This window comes from bacterium, assembly GCA_035945995.1.
Taxonomy (GTDB): domain Bacteria; phylum Sysuimicrobiota; class Sysuimicrobiia; order Sysuimicrobiales; family Segetimicrobiaceae; genus DASSJF01.
On sequence record DASYZR010000112.1, the window covers coordinates 1 to 15,901 of the forward strand.

Below are 15,901 nucleotides of genomic sequence, written 5' to 3' on the forward strand. Positions count from 1 at the left end.
TCAAAGCGGCGCGCGACGGGTTGGCGGTGGCGGGAGAGTTTTGCGGGACGTACGCCGGGAATGCAACGACGACGTACGTCCAATGGCACGGCTGGAGGTCGCCCGACCTCGCTTGCGCGCCTGCGCCCAATAGTGTGCTCACCCTCGCTTTGATAAACGACGTTAATGCGATCCTTTCCGCCTCGGGCGTCGACAGGAGTCGCCGGTAGCGCCCATTCTAGCACCACCTCATGTCGAAACGTCACCCTGACGAAACCCATGTACATCTTGTTTCGACGCCGCAACATCGTGTGACCCGAGACCCGAGCTGCCAACCATGCTTGCTGGTCTTGCTAGGATGCGGTTACGAACCAAGCACAGGTGATGCACTCCCGTCGTCCGCACCGGTATTTGGCCCCCCGGCCTTCGCCAGAAAACTCACTACCGCTGCGGTATCGAAGTAGAACATCTGCGCGCGGGCGAGTTTCCCTTTGCTGAGCCTGTAGAGGCCCAACACCTCACCGTCGAATCGGTCTCCTGCCGGACTCAGCCCCCTCTGCCGCCAGAGTACGACGACCTCGTCCTCGCTGGCGGCCACGACGCGGGGATCAAGCCGTCGTTCGGCTTCCGTCGATTGTAGAGGATCCCAGGTCTCGGCCCAGGTGCGACCCTGCGCCCTCAACCCGCGCGCAGTTCCACCGTACGGGAGCGACGGGGGCCAATGGAATTCGACGTCAGGCTGACAGAGTGCCAGCAGCCGCTGCGGATCAGGTCGCTGCGGACTCCGTCCCTCGATCCTGCGGAAGATCTCAAGCATCACTTCGATGTTCTCGCCAACGCCCATGATCGGCGCCTCCTTCTTCGTCTCGGCGGGCAAAGGGGCCGGGCCCCCGCGCGTCAACAGGTACAAGCAGCCACTCCGAGTCGACTGTACCTCAGACTCTCCACGCAGCCGCATGGTCGCGCGCGAATTCGTGAAACCGGCGGGCAGGGCGCCCGAGCAGCTGCGGCACGACCTGCGTGACACCCGCGGCGGCGCTCGCCTTATTGATCGCGTAGAGCTGCATCGTCGCCTCGACCATCCATGCTGGGAGCTGAATGTCGAGCATCGTCTGACGGGCGGTCGGACACGTCCACGTAGCGAATAGTCCGCCCGCTCACCTCGCCGATCGCGGCAGCCGCTTGCGCAACCGTGAGTGGCTCGGGCCCGGAAAGCGCATACTCTTTCCCGGCATGACGCGCCGTCGTCAACACCAGCGAGGCAACCGCCGCGATGTCCCGCGCGTCGATGCAGCTGCATGCTCCCTGGCCCCAGGGAAGGTAGATGTTCCCCGTTTTGTCGGGTGGATGGTAGTGGATGAAGTTGTCCATGAAATAGTTGGGCCGTAGGAACGTGTACGCGATACCCGACCCCTCCACGTACCGTTCCGCCTCGCGGTGCCACCGCGCGACTTGGATGCCCGGTTCCTGATCGCGCCGAGCAGGGACAGCTTCACGAGGTGTTTGACGCGCGCGACTTTCGCGGCATCTACGAGACGCGTCGCAAACTCAACCTGATGGGGGACGAGCGACGCATCGTCGCCGCGCTATCGTAGTCGAAAGGAGCTGGGACGACGTTCCTCAGTCGCATCGCCTGGGTCGCGGCCGCCGAGTGCACCGCGTCACGGATCGTGACGTCTGGCTTGACTCCCAGGGACGTGACGAGCCCCGTGCCAATCGTCCCCGTCGAACCCGTCACGAGAATGGTCATGGACAATCTGGCTTTCTCCTTTGCATTCCTCGATCGCCCCCATGTTGCATCCCGGCGCTTCGAGCGCGCGGCGGCCCAGCCAGAGATAGCGGGTGGTGGCGGCGACGCGCTCCCCAAGATCTGTGGCGGTGGCGAGATCACCCCGCCGCCGGTCGCGGCAGTCTGCAGAAGCCCTGCGCTTCGATCCGGAACGCATGGTTGAACCGGCTCCGGAAGTTCTCGAACGACACATGTGCCGTGAGTTCCACCATCTCTTGGGGTGAGAAGTGTTCGCGCAAGGCCGCAAACAGCTCGTCGCTCGTGTCCCGACCCGAGATCGTCATCCCGTCAGCGTACGCGAGCACCTGCCGCTCGAGCGGCGTGAAGAGCGGGTTGGTCGCGTACTCGGCGAGGTGCGCAAACTTTTCCTCGTCGATTCCGGCCGCCTGTCCCGAGGCGGTGTTGATGTCCACTCAAAAAGGGCACCCGTTCAGAGACGCCACCCGGACGTACACCAGGTACTTGCGGCTCTCGGGGATCAGGGTCGCCTCGTTCATCGCTTTGCGCCAGGCTCGGTAAGCAGCCAGCAAAACGGGGTGATGCGTCCAGACCATCGTGGTGTTCAGGGGCGCGCCGAATCGCTCCGTTTCTTCGCTGAGAATCTCGTGTACCGAGGCAGGCAGACCCGAGGCGTCTGGCGATGCCAACCGGCTCGTAGGGTGCTCTTTAGGGACGGGCTTTTTCGTTGCCATAGGCAGCCTCTCTCGATGCGGGTTCACAGTCCGCCGCACCGTCCTTTTCGTCACGCTCATGGCGGGGCCGTGCAGAGCTGGCCACGCCGCTTGGCTTGTTCGGTCGCAGATCGCCGTAGTACTTCGTGTAGCGGGCGACGACCTCGTCTTCTGTTGCCCCAAGATCATAGATAGGGGAGATCAGCGGCAGGGCGCGTTCAACTTTCACCAGCACCACGTGACGGACGCTATCCGCGGTCTTTGGGTGCATCCCATATATGTCTCGATAGAACTCCATTGCCTCCTCAAATTGCGCACCCCGCTGCAGTACGATTGCCGATCCCCGGAAGCGGTACCCTTTGCGCAGTATGGGATCGACCACGTTGATCTCGATCGCGGGATTGTGTCGGAGATTCTCGACTGTTCTCGGGGAGCAGATGTCGGCAAAAATCAGGTGATCGTCATCCCACACCGTGGTCGTCCCTTTCGGCGACACGTTCGGCGTGTGATCGGGACATACTGTAGCAACGTAGCCTAGCCGCTGCTCACGCACGACCCGCTTCATCTCCGGCGTCAAAATCGCCATCACGGTACCCCCGAGATCGGTCGCGTGTCCTGCGTCGCCAGCCGTACCGGCAGGAGCGCTACCCGATCGACCCAATAGTAATGTGAGACCCGGGGGATCGGAAGAGCCATTCCGCAGCCGATCCATGGTGCCATTTTTGGACGCTCCACGTGCCTTGCGTTGACGGGCGTCGGCGTCCGCAACGCAGTCCCGCCGATCGTCTCAATATCCATCGGCCATCAGACCGAGCCTTCGGAGACAGGTCGCCTCGTCGATACAGGCGACTGCCTCCCCCTATGTGCAATCGACGTAATCGGTATGGCTAATTGAACATGATCGTGCTAAATTCATGGTACCAATTCGACGCCACGCGATTGACTTGGAGGGGCACGTGAAGTTCTCGGCACCTGTCAACCTGGTGGGCTTTCAGCTGCACCGCGATTCCGCTACCCCGCTGCACCGACAAGTGTACGACGGCCTGCGGCAAACCATCCTCGCAGGCCGACTCGTGTCTGGCGCACGTCTACCCTCCACGCGATCGCTCGCGGAGACACTGGAAATTTCCCGAAACACCGTCCTCTTAGCGTACGATCAACTCCTGATCGAGGGTTATGTCCGTGGAAAGGTCGGGGCGGGGACGTATGTCGCGAACTGCCTTCCTGACGGCTTTCTCCGTCCGCACCTGAGCCCGGCGCCGAGCGGCCCCGGCCGCGCGCCTTCGCGACGCGGCGGCATCTTACGGCGGCCGGGGCAGCGACGAGCAATAATGTCGAATGCGAGCGAGTCTCGGCGGTTCCGGACCGGCGTCCCTGCGTTGGACGTCTTTCCGTGGAAGCTGTGGGTACGGTTGCTGGCCCAGCCGCCTCGGCCGTTTCGCATCGGCCTCCCTGCGTTGGACGTCTTTCCATGGAAGCTGTGGGGACGGTTGCTGGCCCGGAGGTGGCGCTCCCTCTCCCCGTCCCTCGTGGGCGGCAAGCATCCGTCGGGATACCGGCCGTTACGAGAGCTCGTCGCAGCCTATCTGAGAGACGCTCGAGGGCTCGTCTGCACGCCCGATCAGGTGATTCTCGTCGGCGGCTCGCAACAGGGCTTCGACCTCGCGGCTCGCGTCCTCCTTGAACCGAGGGCCGCCGTCTGGGTGGAGAATCCCGGGTATCCATGGGCGCACGGCCTTCTCCGTGCGGCCGGTGCGCGGTTGATCCCCGTGCCGGTGGATGCTGAAGGGCTCGATGTCACCGCCGCTGTCACAAAATACCGGCACGCGCGATTGGCGTTCGTCACTCCGAGCCATCAGTTTCCTCTCGGCGCTACCATGAGTGTCGCCAGACGATTGTTACTGCTGCAGTGGGCCAGCCACCACAATGCGTGGATCTTGGAAGACGACTACAACAGTGAGTACCGGTATCATGGCCAACCCCTACCCGCGTTACAGGGCCTGGACCCCAACGGACGGGTGATCTACCTCGGGACGTTGAGCAAGGTACTGTTTCCCGGACTACGTCTGGGGTACCTCGTCGTGCCGCCAGACTTGATCGATGCGTTTTCCGCAGCGAGTTTTTTGGCAGGATACTATCCTCCGATCCTGAGCCAGGCCGTGCTCGCCGACTTCATCGCCGAGGGGCACTTCGGCCGCCATATCAGGCGCATGCGTTCCCTGTACGAGGAGCGTCAGGGGTGTCTAGTAGAGGCCGCAAAGCGGCGGTTGACAGGCCTTCTCGAAGTCGCCGCCGCGACAGCGGGGATGCACCTGGTTGGTCGGCTGGTCGGATGGGCAAGTGATACCGCGGCGGCAGAACGCTGCGCTTCCCAGGGCATCGACGTCGTGCCGCTCTCAGTGTGCTGCGTAGAGAAGGTCCGCAAGCGCGCGCTGTTACTAGGTTACGCCGCCTACGACGAACGCGCGATCATCGATGGCGTTCAGCGGATGGCAGTGGCACTTCGGCCAAACGATAGGATGCCCTTACGTCGCACACCGGCCGCATCTGTCCGGATGTGAGACAGCCGACGATCCGTTGAACGCGCCAAATGGGAATACCGACAATCAAGCCCAGACTCGTTTTGGACTTGTACCTCCTGCGCGCCCCCCCGGACGGAAGCGAGAAACATGATGTGCGACATGTCCACCCGCCGAAAGAGGAGCGAAGGTCCCGGAACGGAATCCCCGGTCAGCGCGACCCGGCCCCAGGACATCGTGGGGCCAAGTGTGGCCGATCGAGCTCGCCGTATGGAGACTGGTCCGCCGGCCGGCTGTGGAGGCCGCGATCCCGAGGAGGTGCCCGATGCGGAGCTGGATTGCCCCGACGCTTGCAGGCCTGATGGTGGCCGGTCTCATCGCCGCCGCATCCGCCCAGGGCGGCCGGCGGGGCGGAACCTTGACCGCCGCGATCGACCGGGACCCGCCCACGATGGACCCCCACCGCTCCGGCTCCGCCGTGGACCGCCAAGTGTACCAGAACCTGTACGACAAACTCGTGGACACCGACGCCAGGCTGGCCATCGTTCCGATGCTCGCAACCTCCTGGGCGATCTCGCCGGACGGGAAGGCGGTCACGTTCAAGCTCCGCCCCAGCGTCAAGTTTCAGGACGGGACTCCGTTCAACGCGGACGCGGTAAAGTACAACTTCGACCGGATGAAATTCGACTCCACGTTCCCGTCGAACCGGCGCAGCGAGCTTGGACCGATGGCCGGGGTCACGGTCGTCGATCCCTCGACGGTTCGGATCATCCTGGAGCAGCCGTACAGCCCATTACTGTACGTCCTGACGGACCGGGCCGGGATGATGGTGTCACCCGCGGCGGCACAAAAGGAGGGCCTCAACTACGCGCTGCATCCGGTGGGCACCGGGCCGTTCTCATTCGTGGAGAAGGTCCCTCAAGATCACATCACGCTGCAGCGGAACCCGGATTACTGGGGGAAGGGGTTGCCCTATCTCGAGCGGGTCGTCTTCCGCGAGATCACCGACGACAACGCCCGCGTGGCAAACCTGAAATCCGGCGATGCGCAGATCATCAACATCGTCCCGGCGGCGCAGGTGCAGGCGCTCGCGAAGGAAGCCGCCCAGCCCGGCTCGCGCTTCCGGCTGATCGAGGCCGGCGCGATGGCGTGGACGGCACTCCCGCTCAATACGACCAAGCCGCCGTTCGACAACAAGCTGCTCCGGCAGGCCTTCAACGCCACGATCAACCGCGAGGCGATCGCCAACGTCGTCCTTCAAAAAGCGGTCTACCCGGCGTACTCGTTCTTCCCGAACGGCACGCCCGCCTACGATCCGACATGGAAGCTGCCGCCGGCCAATGTCGGGCTTGCCCGGGCGAAGCTCAAGGAGGCCGGCCGCCCGGACGGGTTCGAGTTCACGCTGCTGATTCTGCCGGGCGGGCAACGCCAGGCGGTCGGTCAGGCGATCCAGGCGATGGCGGCGGAGGCGGGGATTCGTGTGAAACTCCAGGTCGTCGAGGAGGGCGCGATCATCGACGCGATCAGCCACCTGACGCATCAGGCCGCGCTAAGTGAATGGAGCGGGCGCCCCGACCCGGATTTCGACATCTACCCGTTTACCACGAAGTCGGGGATCGGATCGTTCAACTACGCCGGCTACGTCAACCCGAAGCTCGAGACGGCCCTCGACGCGGCGCGATACCTGAGCAACATGAGCCAGCGCCGGCGGGCGTACGGCGAAGCGACCAAGATCCTCGCCGACGACATGCCGTACGTCTGGCTCTACTTTCCGAAGGAGTACAAGCTGGTCTCAACTCGGGTGGGGGGTTTCGTCGATCAGCCAGACGGGATGATGCGGTTCCGGAGCGTGTGGCTCGGGCCGTAGTCACGGTCCACCCGCGCAGCTCCGGATGCTTGTGTCCGCCCGTGCGATCGGGCCTACGCGAGGCCGAGGCTTCGCAGGAACGCGATCGCGCGCGGGACCGCGGTCCGTCCGGCCTCCTCGCCCTCGTACTCGATGGAGACGGCGCCGCGGTACCCGGCGCCGCCCAGCAGGTCGATCGCCCCGGCGTTGTCGATCCCGGCGTCGCGCCCGTCCGGCCCGACGCGCGTGAACTTTGCGTGCACGTGGCGGGCGAGCGGCGCCGTGCGGACGATCGACGGCCGGCCGTCCAGATAGTTTCCGGTGTCCAGGAGCAGGCCGAGCGCCGGGCTCGCGACGGCGTCCAGGACGGCCGCCACGTCGTCGGCCGTCTGGACAAACCCGCCGTGGTTGTGGTTCTCCAGCACGAGCGACACCCGGGCGCCTTCAGCGCGGGCGCATACTGAGCGCAGCGACGCGACCATCGCGGGCCACCGCGCGGCGCGGTCCCCCTCCGGCCAGCCGGCGAACGTTCGCAGGAACCGCGAGCCGAGATCACGGGACGCCCGCATCCAGGCGATGGTGCGCTCCTCTTCGGCGCGACGCCGGCCGTCGTCGGCCAGCCCGAAGTTGTTCATGAGCGCGATGTTCACGATCTCGAGGCCGTGCCGGGACGCGGCGCCGGTCAGCTCGCCGACGCGCGCGGCCGTCGGCTCCCCGACGTGCTTGTCCTCGAGCTCCACCGTCCGCAGCCCCAAATCCTCGGCGCACAGCCGGAACCACTCCCCGAGCCCGAGACGCCCGGCGTCGATCTCGTCGGCATAGGATTGTGAGCTGCACGAGAGATACACGGGCTACTCCTGGGGGACCGGCGTCGGCGCGCCCCCGCTCCGGATGCTGGCGTAGGCGGCCTCGAGTACGGCAATGCTGTGCAAAGCCTCGCGCACGCCGACCGGCGGCGGTGCCTGGCCCAGGCAGGCGTCGACGAACTCGCGGTCCTCGTCCACGTAGCCCCACAGGGTGACCCGGTCCGGCGAGGGCAGGTGTTCCCACGGCGCCTCGGGCGTCTCGCGCGTCGTGTGCCGCACGCGGTCGAGATCCTCCGAAGCGAGGAGTGCGTGGTCGCCGTACAGTTCCACGCGTTCTTGTGGAAGCGCCCACGAGGCGTGGCCGCACGTGGTGAAGGCGACGGGCCGGTCGCCGCACTGCAGCAGCATCGCGATATCGTCGTAGTCGGGGTAACAGCTCCGCCGCCCAAGGGCCGTGACCCGCTCGACGGGCCCGACGAGCCACGCCACCATGTCGACGAGGTGCACGGCGGTATCGTACATGAACCCCCCGCAAATCTCCACGTTCGTATACCAGCCCGGCGTCAGCATGTCGCCGTCGTTCATCTTCACGTTCGCGGAGTACGGTACGAAGCCGGCGTCGATTCGCTCTTTCAAATATCGGTACGCCGGCGCCCAACGCCTATTGAAGCCCATCTGATAGACGCGGCCGGCGCGCTTCACGCCTGATGCGACCGCGCGCCCGTCCGCAAGCGTGGTCGCCATCGGCTTCTCGCAAAACACGTGCAGTCCGCGGTCGAGCGCCTCGAGCACGACCCCGGCGTGGAAGGCGTTGGGCAGCGTGACGAAGACCGCTTCCGCGCCGGCGTCCGCGAGATCCGCGAGGTCCCGGCACGGCCGCGCCCCGGCCACCGCCGCCGCGGAACGGGCGGCCGCTTCCACCGCGTCGGCGACGCCGACCACCCGCGCGCGCTCGTCCCGCGCCAGCGCCTCCAGATGACGCCGGCCCATCGCCCCCGCGCCGATCAGCCCGACCTTCACGCCCACGGATCGATCACCACTTTTGTGAATTCCAGCGGGAGCCCGCCACCGCCTTCACGAACGACCCTGGCATTCGAGGCGGTGGGGAGGCGATTGATGGGCAGGACCGCCAGCGAGCGGCTCGCACTGCATGGCGGGACACCGGTTCGCACCGAACCGCTCCTGCCCGGTTATCCCGGCGGTCTTCTGATCGGCGCGGAGGAAAAGGCCGCGGTGCTCGAGGTCCTGGACAGCCAGAGCCTCTTCCGCCACTACGGCCCCAAGCCCCTCGGGAAGGCCGCCGAGTTCGAGCGCGCGTTTGCGCGCGCGATGGGCACGCGCCACGCCGTCGGCGTCACGTCGGGCACCGCCGCGCTCATGACCGCGCTCGCCGCCCTCGGCGTGGGGCCCGGCGACGAGGTGATCGTCCCGACCTACACATGGATCGCCACGATCAACGCCGTCGTGGTGCTCGGCGCGGTGCCCGTGTTCGTGGACATCGACGAGAGCCTGAACATGGACCCGCGCGCGGTGGAGGCCGCGGTGACCTCCGCCACCAAGGCGATTCTGCCGGTGCACATGCGGGGTGCGGGCGCCGACATGGCGCCGATTCTCGAGACCGCGCGCCGGCACCGGCTCCGCGTTGTGGAAGACGCCGCGCAGGCGGTGGGAGGCCGGTATCGAGGCACGCGGCTCGGCACGTTCGGCGATCTGGGGGCGTTCAGCCTGCAGTATCACAAGGTGATCACCACGGGCGAAGGCGGCGTGGTCGTGACGCAAGACGCCGCGCTCTACGACCGCGCGGTCCGCTACCACGATCAAGGCTCGGCGCGCATGCAGGAGCTCGACGAGACGCTGCCGGGCGGCAACCCGCTCATGATCGGCCTCAACTTCCGGATGGGCGAGATCACGGGCGCGATCGGGCTCGTGCAGCTCGGACGGATGGAGGGCATCATCGAGCGCATGCGCGCGCACAAGCGGGCGATCCTCGACGGACTGACAGGTGTTCCCGGCCTGACCCCCCGTCCGCTCCCCGATCCCGGCGGCGACACGGGCGCCACGCTGATGTTCTTCCAGCCGTCGGCGGAGCAGACGCGCGCCTTCAGCGCCGCCCTCAACGCGGAGGGAATCCGCAACACCGTGGCCTGGGACAGCGGCCAGCACGTGTACTATCACTTCGACCAGATCATCGAGCGCCGCCTGTTCGCGGAGCGGCACTGCGCGTGGGAGTGCCCCCACTACCGGGGCCGCGCCCGCCTCGAGAAGGGCATGTTTCCGCGGAGCGACGATCTGCTCACGCGCGCAATCCATGTCGATCTGCATCCGCTCATGACCGAGCGGGATGAGGCGGACATCGTGCGCGCGATCCGAAAAGTCTCGCATGCGCTTAGTTGACGTGGCGCGCCCGCTCGGCGTCGCGGTCCTCGGCTACACGGGCGTCGCGCGGGCGCACCTCACCGCCCTGCGCCGTCACGCCGAACTCTTTCCGGACGCCCCGGCGCAGCCGCGGCTCGTCGCGCTGTGCGGGCGGACGCGGGAGGCGGTCGAGGAGGCGGCCCGGCGGTACGGCGCCGAGCGGTCCGCGACGGAGTGGCAGGCCCTCGTCGACGATCCGGCCGTCGATGTGCTCATCAACGCGGCCCCGAACGACCTCCACGCGGCACCGAGCATCGCCGCGCTGCGCGCCGGCAAGGCGGTGCTGTGCGAAAAACCGCTCGGCCGGACGGCCCGTGAGGCGGCGGAGATGGCGCGGGCCGGCCGCGAGAGCCGGCGCGTCGCGATGACCGGGTTCAACTACCGGTTCATGCCGGCGGTGCTGCTCGCGCGCCGCATGGCCGAGTCGGGCGAGTTGGGGCGCCTCTACCACTTCCGCTGCCGCTACAGCGACGACTCGCTGGTCGATCCGCGCTCGCCCTGGGGATGGCGCCACGACCGCGAACGGGCCGGGAGCGGCGTGATCGGAGACCTCGCCGCCCATCCGCTCGACCTCGCCCTCGCCCTGGCCGGGCCGATCACCGCGGTCACGGCGGCAACGCGGACGTTCATCGCCGAACGGCCGCACGGCGCGGGGATCGCGCCGGTGACGGTCGAGGACGCCGTCGCCGCCACGCTCGAGTTCCAGAGCGGGGCCGTCGGCACGCTGGAGGCGAGCGGGATGTGCCCCGGCCGCAAGAACCTGTTCACGTTCGAGCTCAACGGCGCGCGCGGCACCGTGGTCTGGGATCTCGAGCGTTTGAACGAACTGCGGGTGTATCACGGCGACGGGGACGCGCGCGGCCTCGCCGACGTGCTCGTCACCGAGCGACATCATCCCTACGGCGGCCGCTGGTGGCCGCCCGGGCACACGCTCGGCTGGGAGAGCGGCTTCGTCCACCAGATCGAGGAGCTGGTCCGCCGCGTCGCGGGGACCGGCGGGCCGGTGGCCGGCGCCACGTTCGCGGACGGCCTCGCGTGCGCGCTCGTCTGCGACGCGCTGCTGACCGCGGCGGAGAGCGGCCGGCGGATCTCGGTGCCGCCCGTGCCCGAAGACCTGCGTTCGGATCCCGGGTAACCGCGACGGGCGAGGGACGCCAAAGCAGGCCGGCCGCAACGAACGCGGCCGGCCCCGGCGATCACGATCAGGGGATCAATGGTTCATTTCCTGTTCTGTTCACGGAGAATCTGGATAAGCTGCTTGTTCTCATCGAGGAGATGCTTGATGGTATCAGCCATCGTCGCCATCATCGTCATCATTGCCTTCTCGTTGGCGGTCATGGGCATCTGTTGCATCGAGTGCATTTGCGTCATCATCTGGTTGTAGCTCTGGGTCGCCGCATTCTGAGCGTCTTGAGCCATATTGAGGCCCCCGGGCTCGTTCGCGGCGAACGCCCGATAGGATGCGATCGAGCCGCCCATGAGCAGGCCGATCAGCACGAGCACCACGATGGTCGCCTTCTGCCAGCGTCGCGTCATCGTCCACCTCCGTATGATCTCCCGCGCGTGCGGAAGTTTGGCATCGAATCCCTACACCTTCACCCGATCAGGCCGCCGACCGTGGACGTACCGAAACCGACCGTGCGCGATGAAACCCCCCTCTCGACACCGTCATGCCGTTCACCATATAGAGGAGAGATAAAGCTTTGATAACGTTGCCCAGGTTCAGCGGGACGCGGAGACCTTCGCTTTCACCATCTATGTGGGAATTGCCATCAGCCATATCGGAAGGCATGGCCTCAACTGCGGGGTCGATACCCTTCAACGGCGAGCAGGTACGTTTGGCACTTCGTCGTGCCGGCGATCCAGTCCCGAAACTCTTGCTCGGCCGACCTTAGAACGGCCTCCGCAACTTTTTGAGTCCGTTCGCTACGATCATATGAAGCATTACGAGCACAGCCTGTTGCACCTCCGTCGAGGTGCCGTCCACCCAGGGAATGGGCAATCCAGCCATCCCGTCTCCGGCGCCGCGCAGGGCACATTGCTCGACCACCCGGCGTTCTTCGTCCGGCCCCGGGAGCAGCGTGGGATCGCCCAGCAGCAGCGCCAGGCACGCCGCGGTGCCGTACGCCCCCCAATTGCTGGTATTCGAAATCACCAACACATCGGTCTTTACGACCGTGGCCATACCCCCGCCGCAGGGGCACTGGCACTTAGCCCCGTATTCGAGGACGCGCCGGACCGTCTCGTAAATGAGGCCGCAGCCAAGTTCGTTTCCCCCGTCGCCGAAGCCCATCGTCGCGATCTCTCGAGACCGCGCCGCCTGAATGAGATGGTGTGCTTTGCCTGTGTGCGCGGTCCCATCGATGCCGCGAAGACTGTGAATGACGCCCTTCGCGTTCGGTCCCAGCTTTTCGATGGCGATGACCACCGCAGGTGTGTATTGCGAGAGCACGGCATCCGCCTCGCGCCGTCCCTCTTCGTCCCCCACAGGGTACGGTCGCAGCACTACGGCGCCGGGCCGCTGCATCGCCCAGGCGTCGTCCAACACCGGCAGTCCCGCCGCCGCGGCGGCCGCACGGACCCCCGGCATGTACTGCGGCTCGGTCAGCACCACCGTCCGGGCTCCGAATCCGCGCCCGATCGCGCGGGCCAGCGCCGCGGCACCCGGCGGTCCGTCGGTTTCACCGTACGGGAGATACGGCGGCGCGCCGGCGCCGGTGATGATCACGACGGCATCCTTTGCCGTCACCCGCTCCTGAAGCAGACGCGCCGCCCGAAGGCTCAGCGGCGCTCCTCCCTGAGCCTCGCGGGCCGCCCGGTAGAGGGGCTCGATGATGCCCCGATCGATCCCGGGACTTCGCATCTCCACGCACGTCAACCGATCGATACTGTCCGCGATAATCTCCGGCACGGTTGTCCTCGCTTCACACAGGATAGCGTAGTGTGACCGTCCTTCCCGACTGCACCGACTCGATCAGCCCGCTCGTTACCGCCGCGACGCGCGCACCGTCTTCCCCGCTCGCGCCGACCTCGTCGGCTCCGGCGCCGGCGACGGCGGCACTCACCCCGTCAAGCTCATCGACGAGCACGTCACATCGTTCGTATGTGTGGGTCTGCTCCGCCCCCCCTGTCGCCACGAGCAATGTGCCCGCCGGCTCGGCCGCGATGGTGGAGCGGCAGACGATGGTCCCGCGGGTCCCGTAGATCTCGAGGTCATTTCCGCCGCCGGGCACGAGCCGCGAACACACGACGTGGGCCAGGCCGCCCGAGGCAAGCCTGCCCATCCCCGCGGTCGTATCATCCGGCGGTTTCTCCGGCCGAAACCCGTCGCTGCACCCGCTGACCGACACGAACTCCGTCGCACACACGAAACGGACGAGGTCGAGCAGGTGCACACCCCGCGCCGTCAGGAGCGTGCCGCCCGAGCGGCCGGGCTCGAGACGCCACCCCCGATCGGGCGCCCGCTGACTGACCCATCGGGCGCCGGCCCATACTACGTCGCCGATCTCGCCTCCGGCGACGAGCGCCCGGGTGCGTTGGTGCGCCGGATGAAACCGCAGGTGAAACCCGACGTATAACTTCACGTCGGCGCCGGCACACGCCCGAACCATCGCCGTCGCGTCCTCGACCGACAGCGCCATCGGCTTCTCGACCAGTACGTGCTTCCGGGCGGCGGCGGCGCGGACGGTCTGGTCCCTGTGCAGGTCGTTCGGTGTCGCCAGATACACGGCCTGAACGTCCGGATCTTCGAGCACGCCGTCGAGGGTAGAGTACCCACGCACTCCGTACGTTCGGGCGACCTCCCGCGTAACGTCCGGCCGGCGCGAATGCACGCCCACCAGCCGGGCCAGATGCGCCCGCCGGAAGGCCGGCAGCATGCGTTCAACCGCATGAATTCCGAGGCCTACGACCGCCCACCCGGCGGCACTTTCGCTTCGCTTGGTCACCACCATGTTGATTCGGGTGTCCGTGAGGCCCTTATCGCCGCACGGCCTGCGCCAGCACGGGATCGAGCAGGTCCCGCAGGGCATCGCCGATCAGATTGAAGCTGAGGACGGCCACCATGATCCCGAGACCGGGGAAGATGCCCATGTAGGGCGCGAGCAGGATGAACCGCTGCGCCTCGCTTAGCATCAGCCCCCATTCCGGGGTCGGCGGCTGCGCACCGACCCCCAGGAAGCTGAGCGCCGACACCGACAGAATGCCGTTCCCCACGCCCAACGTCGCCTGCACCAGCGCGGGCGGCAGGACGCCCGGGAGCACATGCCGTACGATGATGCGGCCATCCGAGGCCCCCGCCGCACGCGCGGCCTCGACGTACTCCCGGAGCCGGACCGTCTGCGTGACGCTCCACACCAGCCGAGCGTAGTAAGGGATCGTGACCAGCCCGACGGCGACAATCGCCGTCCCGAGGCGCGGTGACAGGAGCGCGGCGATCACGATCGCGAGCAGCACGCCCGGCAGGGCCAGCATGATATCGACCAAACTCATCACCGCGAGCCCGAGCGTCCCGCCGCGGTACGCCGCGACCACGCCCATCGTCAGACCGATGCCCAGGCCAACGAACACCACGCCGACCCCCGCACCGAGTGAGATCCGCGCGCCGTGCACCACGCGGGTGAGGATGTCCCGGCCGAACTCGTCGGTCCCCATCGCGTGCGCGGCCGACGGCGGTAGCAGGCGACTCGGCACGTCCATCTGCATCGGGTTTCCGACCAGCAGGGGGCCGATCGCCGCGACGAGCACGAGGAGCATGAGCAAGAGCACGCCGACGGCGCCGCTCACGCCCCAGCGCGCGATCCGGCGGGACAACCGTCGGGACCGGCCCGTGCCCCGGAGCGCGGCGCCCGGCGCGCTAGTATCGAATCCGCGGGTCGAGGAAAGCATACGTCACGTCGGCAAGAATGTTGAGCGCGGCGAACACTACCGCGAACAGCAGGACGGTGCCCTGCACGAGCATGTAGTCGCGCGCGGCGAGGGCCTGGATCGTCAAGTTGCCGATGCCGGGCCAGGCAAATACCGTCTCCGTGATCACGGCGCCCCCGAGCAGATACCCGGTTTCCAGCGCGGCGATCGTCACGACCGGAATGAGCGCGTTCGGAAACGCGTGCCGCCATACCAGGCGGAGAAATCGCAGTCCTTTGGCGCGCGCGGTGCGAGTGTAGTCTTGGTGCAGCACCTCGAGCAGACTGCTCCGCATGTGCCGGGCGAGAATGGCCGTGGGCCAGCCGGCCAGCGTCACGGCGGGCAGGATGAGATGCCGCGCCGCGTCCCAGAGTCCGGGCCATCCTTCTTCGACGAAGCCGTCGATCAGCGAGAACCCGGTGATCGGGTAGACGCCCATATGGACGTCGACGCTGCCCGCCACGGGCACCAGCCCGAGCCAGACCGCGAAGATCACGATGAGCATCACCCCGAGCCAAAACGTCGGGATCGAAATCCCAACGAGGCCGCCCATCATGCTGAGGTTGTCCACGACCGTGTGGGACCGTACCGCCGACACCGTGCCGATGGCCACGCCGACCGGCACGGCGACGATCATGGATGCGAGCGTGAGCTCGAGGGTGGCCGGGAAGCGGTTCAGCAGCTCGTATGTGACGTTCGAACCGGTCAGGTACGATCGGCCCAGGTTGCCGCGCACGGCGTCGGCGAGCCAGTGCCCGTACTGCACCGGCCACGGGTCGGCAAGTCCCATCTCGCGCCGCATGCGCGCCAGCGATTCGGGGGAGGCATGCAAACCCAGTTTGAGCGACGCCGGGTCGCCCCCGGCCGTTCTCACCATGACGAACGTGATGATCGAGACAAGCAGAAGGCTCGGCACAAAGACCAAGACCCGCCGCGCCAGATAGCGAACCACCGACGGTCATCCCCTCCCG

15 protein-coding genes and 1 pseudogene are annotated in these 15,901 nt (G+C 66.9%); 5 read left to right on the top strand and 11 right to left on the bottom strand.

Annotated features, from left to right (window positions below; translation table 11 throughout):
* Window positions 1-343 precede the first annotated feature (343 nt).
* The 4 genes from VGZ23_12480 to VGZ23_12495 all read right to left on the bottom strand — a co-directional run bounded on the left by VGZ23_12480 (window position 344) and on the right by VGZ23_12495 (window position 3,025).
* Window positions 344-823, bottom strand: coding sequence for a nuclear transport factor 2 family protein (locus VGZ23_12480; protein HEV2358405.1), 480 nt, complete (start codon window positions 821-823; stop codon window positions 344-346).
* 91 nt (window positions 824-914) lie between these two features.
* Entirely contained in the window at window positions 915-1,088 is a 174-nt protein-coding gene (locus tag VGZ23_12485; protein HEV2358406.1) for a hypothetical protein, read from the bottom strand.
* A gap of 778 nt (window positions 1,089-1,866) precedes the next feature.
* Window positions 1,867-2,181: a hypothetical protein gene (locus VGZ23_12490; protein HEV2358407.1), complete on the bottom strand. Its 315-nt coding sequence runs from the start codon at window positions 2,179-2,181 to the stop codon at window positions 1,867-1,869.
* Between the two features lie 253 nt (window positions 2,182-2,434).
* Complete coding sequence (locus VGZ23_12495; protein ID HEV2358408.1) at window positions 2,435-3,025, bottom strand: pyridoxamine 5'-phosphate oxidase family protein; 591 nt, start codon at window positions 3,023-3,025, stop codon at window positions 2,435-2,437.
* A gap of 328 nt (window positions 3,026-3,353) precedes the next feature.
* Between VGZ23_12495 and VGZ23_12500 the strand changes: the two are divergent.
* From VGZ23_12500 to VGZ23_12510, 3 genes and pseudogenes are all read left to right on the top strand, one after another.
* Window positions 3,354-3,638, top strand: a pseudogene (locus tag VGZ23_12500) (GntR family transcriptional regulator).
* Window positions 3,639-3,818: 180 nt separating this feature from the next.
* Window positions 3,819-5,000: a PLP-dependent aminotransferase family protein gene (locus VGZ23_12505; protein ID HEV2358409.1), complete on the top strand. Its 1,182-nt coding sequence runs from the start codon at window positions 3,819-3,821 to the stop codon at window positions 4,998-5,000.
* Between the two features lie 283 nt (window positions 5,001-5,283).
* Window positions 5,284-6,825 (top strand): ABC transporter substrate-binding protein, encoded by a 1,542-nt coding sequence (locus VGZ23_12510; GenBank protein HEV2358410.1) that lies wholly within the window; start codon window positions 5,284-5,286, stop codon window positions 6,823-6,825.
* A 53-nt stretch (window positions 6,826-6,878) separates the two neighbouring features.
* Here the strand turns inward: VGZ23_12510 and VGZ23_12515 are convergent, their stop codons facing one another.
* Entirely contained in the window at window positions 6,879-7,652 is a 774-nt protein-coding gene (locus tag VGZ23_12515) for a sugar phosphate isomerase/epimerase family protein (protein ID HEV2358411.1), read from the bottom strand.
* 3 nt (window positions 7,653-7,655) lie between these two features.
* On the bottom strand, window positions 7,656-8,636 hold the full coding sequence (locus VGZ23_12520; protein HEV2358412.1) for a Gfo/Idh/MocA family oxidoreductase: 981 nt from the start codon (window positions 8,634-8,636) through the stop codon (window positions 7,656-7,658).
* A 90-nt stretch (window positions 8,637-8,726) separates the two neighbouring features.
* On the opposite strand from VGZ23_12520, the gene VGZ23_12525 reads away from it, so the two are divergent.
* Both VGZ23_12525 and VGZ23_12530 read left to right on the top strand, forming a co-directional pair.
* On the top strand, window positions 8,727-10,004 hold the full coding sequence (locus VGZ23_12525; GenBank protein ID HEV2358413.1) for a DegT/DnrJ/EryC1/StrS family aminotransferase: 1,278 nt from the start codon (window positions 8,727-8,729) through the stop codon (window positions 10,002-10,004).
* Window positions 9,991-11,160 (top strand): Gfo/Idh/MocA family oxidoreductase, encoded by a 1,170-nt coding sequence (locus VGZ23_12530; GenBank protein ID HEV2358414.1) that lies wholly within the window; start codon window positions 9,991-9,993, stop codon window positions 11,158-11,160. Before VGZ23_12525 ends, VGZ23_12530 begins: the two co-directional genes overlap by 14 nt.
* An 83-nt stretch (window positions 11,161-11,243) precedes the next feature.
* On the opposite strand, the gene VGZ23_12535 is transcribed toward VGZ23_12530, so the two are convergent.
* The 5 genes from VGZ23_12535 to VGZ23_12555 form a co-directional block, all read right to left on the bottom strand.
* On the bottom strand, window positions 11,244-11,561 hold the full coding sequence (locus tag VGZ23_12535; GenBank protein ID HEV2358415.1) for a hypothetical protein: 318 nt from the start codon (window positions 11,559-11,561) through the stop codon (window positions 11,244-11,246).
* A gap of 355 nt (window positions 11,562-11,916) precedes the next feature.
* The gene (locus VGZ23_12540) at window positions 11,917-12,936 is read right to left on the bottom strand and encodes a glutamate cyclase domain-containing protein (protein HEV2358416.1); all 1,020 of its coding nucleotides are present in this window, start codon (window positions 12,934-12,936) and stop codon (window positions 11,917-11,919) included.
* Window positions 12,937-12,949: 13 nt separating this feature from the next.
* On the bottom strand, window positions 12,950-14,056 hold the full coding sequence (locus VGZ23_12545) for a Gfo/Idh/MocA family oxidoreductase (GenBank protein ID HEV2358417.1): 1,107 nt from the start codon (window positions 14,054-14,056) through the stop codon (window positions 12,950-12,952).
* A complete protein-coding gene (locus VGZ23_12550) occupies window positions 14,004-14,912 on the bottom strand; it encodes an ABC transporter permease (protein ID HEV2358418.1) in 909 nt (302 codons plus the stop codon). The genes VGZ23_12545 and VGZ23_12550 overlap by 53 nt, the downstream gene beginning before the upstream one ends.
* Entirely contained in the window at window positions 14,881-15,882 is a 1,002-nt protein-coding gene (locus tag VGZ23_12555; protein ID HEV2358419.1) for an ABC transporter permease, read from the bottom strand. The genes VGZ23_12550 and VGZ23_12555 overlap by 32 nt, the downstream gene beginning before the upstream one ends.
* Window positions 15,883-15,901: the final 19 nt, after the last annotated feature.

What these genes read in the sequence shown, in the direction of transcription:
- VGZ23_12510 (HEV2358410.1), top strand. Translation starts at nt 5,284, where the DNA reads ATGCGGAGCTGGATTGCCCCGACGCTTGCAGGCCTGATGGTGGCCGGT.
- VGZ23_12485 (HEV2358406.1), bottom strand. Translation starts at nt 1,088, where the DNA reads ATGCTCGACATTCAGCTCCCAGCATGGATGGTCGAGGCGACGATGCAG.
- VGZ23_12525 (HEV2358413.1), top strand. Translation starts at nt 8,727, where the DNA reads ATGGGCAGGACCGCCAGCGAGCGGCTCGCACTGCATGGCGGGACACCG.
- VGZ23_12535 (HEV2358415.1), bottom strand. Translation starts at nt 11,561, where the DNA reads ATGACGCGACGCTGGCAGAAGGCGACCATCGTGGTGCTCGTGCTGATC.
- VGZ23_12495 (HEV2358408.1), bottom strand. Translation starts at nt 3,025, where the DNA reads ATGGCGATTTTGACGCCGGAGATGAAGCGGGTCGTGCGTGAGCAGCGG.
- VGZ23_12530 (HEV2358414.1), top strand. Translation starts at nt 9,991, where the DNA reads ATGCGCTTAGTTGACGTGGCGCGCCCGCTCGGCGTCGCGGTCCTCGGC.
- VGZ23_12480 (HEV2358405.1), bottom strand. Translation starts at nt 823, where the DNA reads ATGGGCGTTGGCGAGAACATCGAAGTGATGCTTGAGATCTTCCGCAGG.
- VGZ23_12545 (HEV2358417.1), bottom strand. Translation starts at nt 14,056, where the DNA reads ATGCCCTGCGGGACCTGCTCGATCCCGTGCTGGCGCAGGCCGTGCGGC.
- VGZ23_12550 (HEV2358418.1), bottom strand. Translation starts at nt 14,912, where the DNA reads ATGCTTTCCTCGACCCGCGGATTCGATACTAGCGCGCCGGGCGCCGCG.